Origin of the sequence: Enterococcus sp. DIV1316a (assembly GCF_050536915.1) — a bacterium.
Taxonomy (GTDB): domain Bacteria; phylum Bacillota; class Bacilli; order Lactobacillales; family Enterococcaceae; genus Enterococcus; species Enterococcus faecalis.
Genome location: NZ_CP172913.1, coordinates 1,656,233 through 1,669,322, shown reverse-complemented (window position 1 = coordinate 1,669,322; position 13,090 = coordinate 1,656,233). Strand labels below are relative to the sequence as shown.

9 protein-coding genes are annotated in these 13,090 nt (G+C 37.4%); 8 read left to right on the top strand and 1 reads right to left on the bottom strand.

The window, feature by feature from the left end:
- Positions 1-2: 2 nt before the first annotated feature.
- Positions 3-1,736, top strand: coding sequence for a thiol reductant ABC exporter subunit CydD (cydD, locus tag IGL56_RS08065; RefSeq protein WP_002364369.1), 1,734 nt, complete (start codon positions 3-5; stop codon positions 1,734-1,736).
- On the top strand, positions 1,733-3,499 hold the full coding sequence (gene cydC, locus IGL56_RS08060; protein ID WP_002364368.1) for a thiol reductant ABC exporter subunit CydC: 1,767 nt from the start codon (positions 1,733-1,735) through the stop codon (positions 3,497-3,499). The genes cydD and cydC overlap by 4 nt, the downstream gene beginning before the upstream one ends.
- Before the next feature lie 78 nt (positions 3,500-3,577).
- Here cydC and IGL56_RS08055 read toward each other — a convergent pair whose 3' ends face one another.
- Positions 3,578-4,558, bottom strand: a complete 981-nt coding sequence (locus tag IGL56_RS08055) for a polyprenyl synthetase family protein (RefSeq protein ID WP_002356979.1) — start codon at positions 4,556-4,558, stop codon at positions 3,578-3,580.
- A gap of 121 nt (positions 4,559-4,679) precedes the next feature.
- Here IGL56_RS08055 and IGL56_RS08050 point away from each other — a divergent pair, with 121 nt between their 5' ends.
- The 6 genes from IGL56_RS08050 to IGL56_RS08025 all read left to right on the top strand — a co-directional run bounded on the left by IGL56_RS08050 (position 4,680) and on the right by IGL56_RS08025 (position 13,079).
- Positions 4,680-5,585, top strand: coding sequence for a prenyltransferase (locus tag IGL56_RS08050; RefSeq protein ID WP_002360016.1), 906 nt, complete (start codon positions 4,680-4,682; stop codon positions 5,583-5,585).
- A 28-nt stretch (positions 5,586-5,613) separates the two neighbouring features.
- The gene (locus tag IGL56_RS08045) at positions 5,614-6,825 is read left to right on the top strand and encodes an NAD(P)/FAD-dependent oxidoreductase (RefSeq protein ID WP_002360017.1); all 1,212 of its coding nucleotides are present in this window, start codon (positions 5,614-5,616) and stop codon (positions 6,823-6,825) included.
- A gap of 313 nt (positions 6,826-7,138) precedes the next feature.
- Positions 7,139-9,562 carry a DNA translocase FtsK gene (locus IGL56_RS08040; protein ID WP_002364367.1) on the top strand — a complete coding sequence of 808 codons (2,424 nt, stop codon included), beginning with the start codon at positions 7,139-7,141 and terminating at the stop codon, positions 9,560-9,562.
- 129 nt (positions 9,563-9,691) lie between these two features.
- The gene (locus IGL56_RS08035; protein WP_002356983.1) at positions 9,692-10,393 is read left to right on the top strand and encodes a GntR family transcriptional regulator; all 702 of its coding nucleotides are present in this window, start codon (positions 9,692-9,694) and stop codon (positions 10,391-10,393) included.
- 117 nt (positions 10,394-10,510) lie between these two features.
- Entirely contained in the window at positions 10,511-11,260 is a 750-nt protein-coding gene (locus tag IGL56_RS08030; protein WP_002381711.1) for an ABC transporter ATP-binding protein, read from the top strand.
- Complete coding sequence (locus tag IGL56_RS08025) at positions 11,250-13,079, top strand: ABC transporter permease (RefSeq protein WP_002392355.1); 1,830 nt, start codon at positions 11,250-11,252, stop codon at positions 13,077-13,079. The genes IGL56_RS08030 and IGL56_RS08025 overlap by 11 nt, the downstream gene beginning before the upstream one ends.
- Positions 13,080-13,090: the final 11 nt, after the last annotated feature.

Genomic DNA, 13,090 nt, shown 5'->3' with positions numbered 1-13,090 from the left:
CTATGATTGATAAAGACATCTTACAGATGCCTAAAATCAAAAAAATTCTTGTCTTGCTTGCAGGTTTTTCTTTCCTGCAAGCAGTCTTTATAATTGGGCAAGCTTTTTTTCTTTCAAAAGCCATTGTCGGCCTTTGGAGTGGCGGGCATCTTAACCAACAACTACAGAGTATTTTACTCTTTTTTATTTTTTATCTTGGTCGACATGTTATTACGTATTTTCGTGAGAGAATGCTCGATACATTTAGTTATGAACGCTCGAAAGAATTACGCGAACAATTATTAACCAAAATTTTCCGTTTGGGGCCAAATGTTGTTCAAAAAAATGGAACTGGAAATATGGTTACCATGGCTTTAGAAGGCATCAGTCAAACCGAAAATTATTTACAATTGATTTTGACAAAAATGATGAATATGATGATTATTCCTTGGATTATTTTGGCCTTTGTTTTTACACAAGATATTCGTTCAGGCGTAACATTGCTGATTGTTTTTCCGATTATTATTATTTTTATGATTGTGTTAGGTTATGCAGCACAAAGTAAAGCGGACAAGCAATATGCGGCGTTTCAAATGCTTTCCAATCATTTTATTGATTCCTTGCGAGGAATTGACACGCTGAAACTGTTTGGGTTGAGTAAAAAATATGCTGGAAGTATTTACCATACAAGTGAACGATTCAGAAAAGCGACCATGAGTACATTGAAAATTGCTATTTTATCAACCTTTGCGTTAGACTTTTTTACGACATTATCGGTAGCTGTTGTGGCAGTTTTCCTTGGATTAAGTTTATTAAACGGCACGATTTTATTATTTCCTGCCTTGGTTACTTTAATTTTAGCACCTGAGTTCTTTTTACCGATTCGTGATTTTTCAAGTGATTATCACGCAACCTTAGATGGAAAAAACTCTTTTCAAGCGATCCAAGCGGTATTAGCATTGCCAGAAGCAGAACAGACCGATGTGCTCACGTTAGATGATTGGCATCAAGAAAGTCAGTTGTCAGTCACAGCGTTAAATTTTTCCTATGAAGATGCAACGCAAGAAGCGATTCAATCGTTGCAATTCTCTGTTGATGGTCGCAAAAAGATTGGAATTATCGGGGCGAGTGGTTCTGGTAAGTCAACGTTAATTAATTTATTAAGCGGCTTTTTATTACCAACAGAAGAAACGAGTCAATTGGCGATAAATGGCCAAACGATTCCACATTTTTTACAAAAAGACTGGCAAAAACAAATCCTTTATATTCCGCAAGCACCATATATTTTTCAAGATACTTTGGCAAACAATATTCGCTTTTATACACCTGAAGCAACAGATGAGGCGATTCAGCAAGCGATTCAGTTAGTTGGCTTAGACGAGCTGGTTAAAGACCTTCCCGAAGGAATTCATACCTTGATTGGGGAAAGTGGTCGAATGTTAAGTGGGGGACAAGCGCAACGAGTAGCGTTGGCCCGCGCCTTTGTCGATCAAAAACGCCACGTCTTGCTGTTTGATGAGCCGACAGCGCATTTGGATATTGAAACAGAAGTTGAAATGAAAGAGCGCATGTTGCCATTAATGAACAATCATCTTGTCTTTTTTGCGACACATCGTCTGCATTGGATGGAAGAAATGGATTACATTTTAGTGATGGAAAAAGGTCAATTAGTGGAACAAGGAACGCTAGCAGAGTTGATTGAAAAAGATGGCTACTATGTTCAATTAATGAAGCAAATGAGGGGAGGACGCCAATGATGGAAAAACAGCCGACAACGAAAGACGTTTGGAAAAACGATCAATGGGTTCGTCCTTTCTTAAAACGCTATAAAAAAACCTTGTATTTTGCCTTACTTTTAGGCTTCTTGACGTTCTTTAGCGCAGGGGCATTAATGTTTACGTCTGGTTACTTAATCAGTCGTGCGGCTTCCTTACCAGAGAATATTTTATTAATTTATATTCCCATTGTTTTAACAAGAGCATTCGGGATTGGCCGTCCTGTTTTTCGTTATGTGGAGCGTCTAACGAGTCATAACTGGGTGTTAAAAATGACCTCTGATCTGCGCTTGAAACTTTATAATGTACTAGAAAAAGATGCGATTTTCTTTAAGACAAAATATCGCACTGGGGATATCTTAGGTTTGCTTTCGGAGGATATTAATCATATCCAAAACTTGTATTTACGAACGATTTTCCCAACCGTTATTGCTTGGATTTTGTATATCTTTTTAGTGATTGCATTAGGTTTCTTTTCTTGGTGGTTTGCTTTATGCATGTTACTGATGTTAGGAGTGGTTGTTTTTCTATTACCACTTGTTTCAGTTCTAGTGAATGGTGCGCGTCAAGAAAAACATAAATATGCCAAAAATGAGTTATATCAAACACTAACCGACAATATTCTAGGTGTGTCTGATTGGGTATTTAGTCAACGTGGCTCTGAATTCGTTGCTCGTTATGAAACAGATGAAGCAAACGTTCGTGCATTAGATGAAAAAATGAAGCAATTTAACCGTGGCCGAGACTTTGTTTTACAACTTCTGTTTGGCGTGATTGCGATTGCTGTCTTAGCTTGGACTAGTGTGCGGTTTCCAGGTAATCATGGGGGCGCAGCCAATTGGATTGGTGCCTTTGTTTTAACCGTTTTTCCGTTAATTGATGCCTTTGCTCCGCTACCTGCTGCAGCACAGGAAACAACGATTTATAAGGATTCCATTCGTCGTTTTAATGAGCTTCCTGAAGGGGAAGATGACTCAACAGAAGCGCCTGTTCAGCCAAATGGCACCAGTTTATCGATAGAACATTTGTCTTTTGCATATGAAAATCAAGCGAAAAAGGTATTAAATGACTTATCGTTAACAATTCCTGAAAAACAAAAATTAGCGATTTTAGGGCGCAGTGGTTCCGGAAAGAGTACGTTGGCTTCGCTCATTCGTGGTGATTTACGGCCTACTTCGGGAGAAATCCTTTTAGGAAATATCCCAACTGAGGCATTTGGTGAGACGATGACTGAATATATTGGGGTTATGCACCAAGCACCGTACCTATTTCGAACAACCATTTTAAATAATATTCGGATTGGTAGAGAAGAAGCAAGCGAAGCAGAAGTTTGGGCGGTTTTAGAAAAAGTTGGCTTAAAAGAAATGGTTACCCAATTACCAGAAGGTTTACAAACAATGGTGGATGAAGCAGGTTTGCGTTTTTCTGGTGGCGAACGACATCGCTTGGCGCTAGCGCGGATTCTTTTGCAAGATACACCGATTGTGTTATTAGACGAACCAACTACTGGTTTAGATCCAATTACAGAACAGCAATTGCTGGAAACTTTTTTTGAGGCATTAAAAGATAAAACCGTCATCTGGATTACCCACCATTTGCAAGGTGTAACTTTGATGGATCAAGTGATCTTTATTGAAGATGGCCAATTAGAGATGAGTGGTACGCCAGAGGAATTACTTGCAACCAATGCGCATTATCAGAAACTTTACCGAATTGATCGTGGCATTAGTTCTTTCGAGGAATAAAAAACGACTGGTTGTTGATTAAAGCAAACAATCAGTCGTTTTTCTATTTCAATTAATGGCAATTCTTCTATAAAACGTTTAAAATGAACGATGTAATAAGAGCTCAGTTAAGGAAAGTAAGGTTTCTTTTGCTGTGCCATCAGGCAATTGTTGAATATCAGTGATTGCTTTGTTGGTTACTTTTTTAGCAAAAGCTTGTGCTTCTGTAACGCCATGATAGTCATTGACTAGCGCCGCAACTTCAGCTGCCTCTTCTAAGGTAATGGCACGTCCTTTATCCAAATAAGGGCTGAATACGTCAGGTGCTGCTTGATAAGCGAAGAGAAGAGGTAACGTATAAACACCTTGTGACAAGTCTTCTAAAGCGGGCTTTTTCAAGGTTTCCGTGTCGGCAGTATAATCTAAAATATCGTCATAGACTTGAAAAGCAATGCCAATATGACGGCCAATTCGTTTAGCTAAACGTTGGACTTCTTTTGAACTATGACCGAAATAGGCCCCTTCAAGACAGCTTAGTGAAAAAAGTTCGGCTGTTTTGCCGTTGACACTTCTTAAATAAGCAGGAATCGACATGCGGCGGTCAAATCGATGACTCATTTGATCGAGTTCACCAAGTAATAACCGTTTCATTCCTTGTGCATTGATTTTCATAAATTCAGAGCCATTCATGGCATCTGCAATCAAAGTAAAGAATTCAGTGAATAGTAAATCACCTGTGTAAACAGCAACGTCTTTACCATATTGTGATTGAATAGTCACAGCGCCTCGGCGCAATGGAGAATCGTCAATAATGTCATCGTGAATCAACGTAGCCATATGTAGGATTTCCAAAGATGCAGCTATTTTTAATAGTTGTTGTTTCTCTTGTTTTTCTTCATCACCCAGTTGAGTAAAAAGAAAGAAAAAAGCGGGGCGTAATAATTTGCCGCCAGAACGAGCCAAAGTTACTAAGGCTTCTTCAATGTCTTCGTTGCGTGTATGCAACGTTTGTTCAATTAATTCACATGTTTCCGTTAAAGAACGTTCAACGTCAGGAAACGACTTCCAAAATGTGTTCATAAATATACTACGATCCTTTCAGTGGTTCAATACTATTTGATTGTATACGAATTGGCGACAGAAATACAGTAATTAAGTTTTAAAAGTAACAAAGTTTGTAAAAAAGTAGCGGAGGGATAGTTTGAATCGAGAAATATTTTTTGAATTAGTAGAATTAAAAGCAAAAACAGCGAGTGTTTTGCCATTTTTGTTAGGAATTTGTTTTAGTTGGTACCAATATGGGCGGCTTCATGTTGGTTATGTTTTAATTTTTTTCATTGCGATGTTTATTTTTAATATGGCGGTCGATATTTTAGATAATTATAATGATTACCATCATGCCACAGAAGTTCATGATTATAAGGAAAAAACGAATATTATCGGTCGAGAAAATTTATCTTTGCCATTAATACGCAAAATGATTTTTTGGATGATTCTCGTTTCTGCTTTAATGGGGATTGGGTTGTCATTTATTGTCGGCTGGCCGTTATTAATTATGGGTCTTTATTGTTACTTAATTGGTATTTTTTATTCATCAGGACCGAAACCTTTGTCCAGTCTACCATTAGGGGAAGTTTTCTCAGGATTTACAATGGGGTTCATGATTACCCTTATTTGTGTCTACATTAATACGTTTGAAGTTTTCAATTGGTCAGCAGCTAATTTATGGGGGATTTTCTTAGTCGCTTTACCTAATACTTGTTACATTGCTAACTTAATGTTAGCAAATAATATCTGTGACTTAGAGGAAGATGAAAATAACAAGAGATATACATTAGTTCATTACCTTGGCAAAGCAAGTTCTTTGAAATTATTCGTCGGATTAAATACAATAGCAATGTTAGCCATTTTGTTAGCTGTCGGTTTAGGATTAACCCCGCCAACAATGTTACTCATGCTTTTAACTTTACCTTTTGTACGGAAACAAACCCAAGCCTTACTGAAGGAACAAGTGAAGAGTAAAACATTTGTTTGTGCTGTGAAGATCTTAGCTGTGGGAGCAACTGCACAAGTGCTATTTTTTGCCATAGGTTTGTGGTGGCTGTAAATTTTTTATAGAGTGGAAGGGAATCAAAATGAATAAGAAACATGTTGTTATTTTAGGTGCTGGTTATGCAGGCCTAAAAACATTACGCGAATTACAAAAAGGCGCCAAAGACGTCGAAATTACTTTAGTGGATCGTAACAACTATCACTACGAAGCAACGGATTTGCATGAAGTTGCTGCTGGAACACAACCAGCTGAAAAAATCACATACAATATTATGGATGTTGTCGATGAAAAAATGACCACCTTTATCCAAGGAACAGTTAAAACAATTGATGCTGCAACACAAACAGTTGCTTTAGAAGATGGCCAAACAATCAATTATGATTACTTAGTTGTTTCTCTTGGGTTTGAATCAGAATCATTTGGTATCCCTGGTGTGCAAGAACATGCTCTACAAATGGTAGATGTGAAAACGGCTTTAAACGTGTATGAACATATCCAAGAACAAATGCGTCAATACAAAGCAACTCAAAACGAAGAATTCTTAAAAATTGTTGTCTGCGGAGCAGGCTTTACAGGGATTGAATTATTAGGTTCTCTTGTTGAAAACAAACCAAAATTTGCTGAAATCGCAGGTGTCTCAGCAGATCAAATCCAAATTTATTGTGTCGAAGCAGTTACTCGCCTATTGCCGATGTTTAACGAAAAACTTGCGAACTATGGTGTGCAATTATTAAAAGATTCAGCTATTCATTTATTATTAGGTAAACCGATTAAAGAAATCAAACCAGGCGCAGTTGTTTATCAAGATAACGAAGCAGGCGACTTGGCAGAACTTTCTGCTAAAACAATTATTTGGACAACGGGTGTTAGTGGAAGCCACGTTGTAGGCGATTCTGGATTTGAAGCTCGTCGTGGTCGTGTCATGGTTCAACCAGATTTAACAGATGCGAACCATAGCAACGTCTATATTATTGGTGACTGCTCAGCAGTTATGGATACAGAAACTAATCGACCTTACCCAACGACAGCACAAATCGCCTTGAAAATGGGGGCGCATGCTGCTAAAAATATTCAAGCACAATTGAAAGGGGAAGCAACTAAACCTTTCAGCTTTAAATCACAAGGTTCTGTTTGTTCTGTCGGAAATACACGTGCTTTAGGAATTGTTGGTAAAACAGACATTAAAGGATACCCAGCTTCATTCATGAAAAAAATTATTATGAACAAAGCGCTCTTTGAAACAGGTGGTACCAAAGAAATGATGGCTAAAGGTCGTTTCGACTTATACCATTAAGAATCAGCAAAATAAGAAATAATGAGGTCGGGACAGAACCGTTTAGCTCCGAGAAATAAGAAGAAATTTCCGAAAATTGCTCTTTGATTTTTGGAGAATTTCGGCTTATTTCCGAAGGAGTTGGTTCTGTTCCCGCCGTTTATCAGTTTTTGAGCGTGGAGCAAAAATCCAAAGTGATTTTTGTCCCACGCTCATTTTTCTTAAATGAAAGTTTTTAAAAAATTTCCATGATTTTTCAAGTAAAATGAGGTGGGCACTTTTGTTCGATTCCATTTTTATGTATAATGAGAAGTGATGGAAAGAGGGAAGTTAAATGGCACAAAAAAGAGCAACAAATAAGAAAAAAAGTACGACAAAGAAAAAGACCAAAAAACAACAGCAACAACAAGAACGTTTAAATTATATGTTTCTTGGCCTGATTTTTATTTTATTCGGTGTCTTTGGACTCTTTCGCTTAGGGTTTTTAGGCACGTTATTAGCGAATTGTTTACGCTTAGTTGTAGGTAATACCTTTCCATTTGCAGCGATTTTACTAATCCTGTATGGCTTATTAGTCATGATTTATGGGAAAGATTTTCCGTTAAAAAGAGGGCGCCCTATTTTTGGGGCTGTTCTGATTTATATTAGTGTTTTGTTATTTTTCCATGCCTTTATGTTTCGAAATGTTAGTGGCAGTCAACCAGATATTTTAGGTAACACTTGGGAATTTTTGCAAAGCGATCTAAAAGCTAACCAAGTGACGCAAAACGTAGGGGGCGGTATGATTGGCGCACTGCTTTATCAAGGAACGTACTTTTTGGTGGCACAATTTGGTAGCTATTTAATTGCCACCTTGCTACTGTTAGCGGGTATTTTCTTGATGAGTATGTGGGATTTTCAGCAAATTGTTGATCATTTCCAAAGTATTCAAGATCGCCTAAGTCATGTTTCGGCAAAATCACAGGCGCGACAAGAAGAAAAAGAGGCGAAGCGAGCAGCGAAGAAAGAAGCCAAAGCTGCAGAACGCCAAGCAAAAATTGAAGCCGCTGCCCAACAAAAATTACAAGAGCGGGAACGCATGGAACAAGCGGCAGCCGAGCGCTTAACAAAAACACCTGTTGAAACCCACCAACCAATGGTGGAAGAACCGGCCGCACCAACGCCTGTTCAAATTGATTCGTTTCAACAGCAAAATCAGGCGATGCCTGTACCACCAATTGCAGCAACAAAACCGCAACGAGAGCAGGAAGAAGAGGCGGCAGATGAAGCTGGTGTTCTCGAATTTGAAATTTCTGAAGAAGCGGAAGATCGTGATTATCAACTACCACCAACTGATTTGTTAGATACAATTCAAGCAACGGATCAAAGTGGTGAATATGAAAAAATCGAAAAAAATATTGGCGTCTTAGAACAAACCTTCAAGAGTTTTGGTGTTGATGCTAAAGTAGTCAAAGCTAGTTTAGGACCATCTGTCACAAAATTTGAAGTTCAACCCGCTGTTGGGGTAAAAGTTAGCAAAATTGTTAACTTGACGGATGACATTGCTTTAGCGCTTGCGGCCAAAGACGTTCGTATGGAGGCTCCGATTCCTGGGAAATCACTAATCGGGATTGAAGTTCCTAATAGTGCAATTAGTACAGTATCCTTTAGAGATATTGTTGAGGCACAACCAAGTCATCCAGATAAACTATTAGAAGTACCTTTAGGTCGAGATATTTCAGGGATGGTTCAAACTGCAGATCTATCAAAAATGCCGCATTTATTAATTGCGGGATCGACAGGGAGTGGGAAATCGGTTGCTATCAATGGCATCATCACAGGTATTTTGATGCAAGCGAAACCTCATGAAGTAAAATTAATGATGATTGACCCGAAAATGGTAGAATTGAATGTGTATAACGGGATTCCTCATTTATTAACGCCAGTGGTTACTAATCCGAGAAAAGCAGCACAAGCCCTGCAAAAAGTAGTTCAAGAAATGGAATTTCGTTATGAAAAATTTGCAGCAACAGGCGTCCGAAATATCACTGGTTACAATCAACTAATTCAACAGAAAAATGCGGAAGATGGCGAAAATCGTCCAATTCTACCATTTATTGTTGTCATTGTTGATGAGTTAGCTGATTTAATGATGGTGGCAAGTAACGAAGTAGAAGATGCGATTATCCGTTTAGCCCAAATGGCACGGGCAGCAGGTATTCATATGATTTTAGCGACACAACGGCCAAGTGTGGATGTCATTACAGGAATCATCAAAGCAAATGTCCCTTCTCGAATGGCTTTTGCGGTCTCAAGTGGGACAGACTCGCGTACCATTATTGATACCAACGGGGCGGAGAAACTATTAGGTCGAGGCGATATGCTCTTCTTACCAATGGGAGAAAATAAACCAATTCGTATCCAAGGGGCCTTTATCTCTGATCAAGAAGTCGAACGAGTGGTTGCGTTTGTAACGGATCAACAAGAAGCTGAATATCAAGAAAGCATGATGCCAACAGATGAACCGACCACTTCAGGCGGTGGCGAAGCTCCTCAAGATGAGTTGTTTGAAGAAGCGAAAAACTTGGTGGTTGAAATGCAAACAGCTAGTATTTCATTGCTACAAAGACGTTTTAGAATTGGCTATAATCGTGCGGCTCGCTTAGTAGATGAATTGGAAGCACACGGAGTTATTGGACCATCAGAAGGTAGCAAACCAAGAAAAGTCTTTCTACAAGCGGAATCAGAAGAGGCAGCAACCGAGACGCCAGAACAATAAACAAAAGAACAAAAATAGATAAATTTATCTATTTTTGTTCTTTTTTTATAATTTCAGCAAAGCATCATGTTATAATCATCATTTTCTGGTAAAATAGAAAAGAATAGTGCGGTTGGGAGGGAGCGTATCATGAGAAGAAAGAGCGTGCTTTATTTAGAAGTAGCAGATCAGATTAAAGAAGATATTTTGAGTGGCAAGTATCCAGTAGGAACGTTTTTACCAACAGAAACAGAATTGGAAGAGATGTTTAACGTTAGTAAAATTACGATTCGGCGGGCAATCGAAATGTTAGCAACAGAAGAATTTGTTGAGAAAAAAAGTGGCCGGGGCACAACTGTGTTAAGCAATCGTCCCTATAATAAACTATCAAAAGCAGGGACATTCACTGAATTTTTGAATGAATCAGGTCAGAAAGTAACTAAAAAAGTTTTACAAGTTGAAAACTTGACGTTGTCAAAAGAGATGCCGGCTTATCAATTTTTAGGAGAAGAAGTGGTTCACCTTTCACGGTTATATTTAATCGATGAACAACCCTATATTTATTTTAATTACTATTTGCCAGCTGCCATGAAAGACGTATCATTGACTGAATACAAAGAAGAATCCTTGTATCGTTTGATGGATCGACATGCCATTGAAATTTATAAATTTGAAGACCGTTTTGAAGTTGCAACTTTGACAGAAGCAGAGCAAAAGATGTTGCAAACAACTGAAACAACGGGCTTAAAAAGAATTCGGCGTTCGTTAAGCCCAACAGGTCGTTGCGTAGAATATTCAGAAGCTATTTATAATACGAAGATTCATCCTTATGTGATTGAATATGAAGCATAACTTTTAAAAGAATAACAGTGCACTTACAGTAATGTAAGTTCATTGTTATTCTTTTCTATTGTCGTTTTTTTTCGTTTTCGATACACTAAATGAGTGAGAAGAATAGGAGTGGAAAATATGTTAGAAGTACAAAATTTGAAAAAAGTTTACGGAAACGAAATTAAATATGAAGCTTTAAAAGGGATTAATTTAACTGTCCAAGATGGTGAATTTATTGGTATTATGGGACCTTCTGGAAGTGGGAAAAGTACACTTTTAAATTTATTGGCAACAATCGATAGTCCAACAGACGGTGAAATACTTTTAAATGGAAAAAATCCAAACAATTTGAATCAAGAACAAATTGCTAAATTCCGTCGTACAGAATTAGGATTTGTTTTTCAAAGCTTTAATTTAATGCCAACATTAACTGTTGAAGAAAATATTATTTTGCCATTGACGCTTGATGGAGAAAAAGTCTCTGTAATGAAACGACAATTAGCAGAATTAAGTGAGCGTTTAGGTATCAATCATCTGTTGAAAAAACGAATTGCAGAAATTTCTGGTGGACAAGCACAACGGGTCGCCGTTGCTCGGGCAATGATTCATCATCCACAATTATTATTGGCTGATGAACCAACAGGAAACTTAGATACGAAATCATCTAAGGATGTGATGGGCTTGTTACAACAATTAAACGAAGAAGAAGCGGCGACTATTTTAATGGTAACCCATGATCCGCTAGCCGCAAGTTATTGCAAGCGCATCGTCTTTATTAAAGATGGTGAATTAATTGATGAAATTGTCCAAAATGGCAATCAAAAAGAGTTCTACGATTTAATCATGGTGAAACTGGCTGAGATTGAAGGTGTCGATAATGAATTTTAATCAGTTTGTTATAAGAAATACGATTCGAAATAAGCATTTATACTTGGCTTATTTCCTAAGTACAATGTTTTCTGTGATGATCTTTTTTACGTTCACTGGTTTTGTCTTTCACCCAGCCTTAGCTAATGGTTTAAATCCTAAAGCACAAATGGGAATGACGGCTGCGGCAATTATAATCTATGGTTTCTCTTTCTTATTCGTTTTATACTCGATGGATGTCTTTATCCAATCTCGGAAAAAAGAGTTTGGAACCTTGATGATTCAAGGGATGAGTCCAAAACAGTTAAAGAAAATGATTTTTATTGAAAACTTAGTGATTGGTTTCTTTGCTACAATTTTTGGTAGCATTTTAGGTGTTGGATTTTCACAATTTATTTTATGGATTAGCAATTTATTGATGCATCTAGGTTTAGGTTTTTATTTGCCAGTGATGCCGTTTATCATTACTGTCATTTCATTTGCGGTCTTGTTCTTAGTAATTTCTTTCTTTATTCAATTCCGCTTGCCAAAAGCGACACTTCAAGAGCTATTAAAAGCAGGAGAAATGGGTAAAGGTGAAATCAAAAGCTCTAAAGTTAAATCTTTCTTAGCCGTGTTGCTTTTAGTTGTCGGTTACGGAATTGCTTTAGTTGCTAAGGGACAGTTAGTTTTAATGGTGATGTTCCCAGTAATTTTCTTAGTTATTTTAGGGACAAAATTCTTATTTGACCAATTGAGTGTTTCTGTCATTGAACGTTTAAAACGGAAACCAAAAATCTTTTGGAAAAAAACCAATATGGTCGTTTTATCAGATTTAGCATTCCGCATGAAAGATAATGCACGTTCGTTCTTCTTGGTTTCGGTGATATCAACGGTTGCTTTTGCTGCCATTGGAACGTTATACGGCGTGAATGAGATGATTTTTAAAGGAATAAGTTCTGTACCGTACGAACTGACATTGTCTGATTCGACCAACCCAGAAAATCAAGAAATGAAACAATTTGCGACAAAAACATTCCAAGAAAAAAATATTCAGTTTGATCAGATTGATTACACAATGTACAAAACAAGTGCCGGTATCCAATTAATCAAAACATCTGAATATAATAAACTCGCAAAATTTATAGATGAACCAACTTTAACAGGTGAGAAAGTAGTTAATTTATCACAAAAAGATGCTCCTTCTGCTGCATCAGTAGATGTCAAATCTGTTCAATTGGCAAATGATCAAGTTTTAAACATTGATAAAACAGAAGAAACCAATGTATTACCGACTTTTGGCGGTGTGGTTGTTATCCCAGATAGTACCTCAACAGATGGAATCAAAGAGGAAACAGAAACAATTTGGCAACCAAAAGAAGGCACAGATAAAGAAACCTTAATTGATGCTGAAAATATTATTGGTGAAAAATACCCAATGTTACTAGGAACCGCGGCTACAGTTGCAGGCATTACGCAATTTTATACGCCAGTTCTTTTTGTCGGACTATTTATCGGTATCGTGTTCTTTGTTTCGGCGGGTAGTTTCTTATACTTCCGTTTATATAGTGATATGAATACGGACGTTGAAAAATTCAAGATGATTTACAAACTTGGCTTGACGAAAAGAGAATTGAAGAAAATGATTTACCAACAAGTAGGTATTTTATTCTTTACACCGATTGTTGTTTCATTTATTCATGGAGCTGTTGCTTTGAAAGCAATGTATGCCGTGTTAGATCAGCCAATGCAATTAGCTGGCTGGCAAGTTTTAGGCGTTTTCTTATTGATTCAGGTCGTTTACTATTTAATTGCCAGAACGTTCTACTTCAAAAAAGTTTATCACTTAGTGAAAGATTAATTATAAAAAAT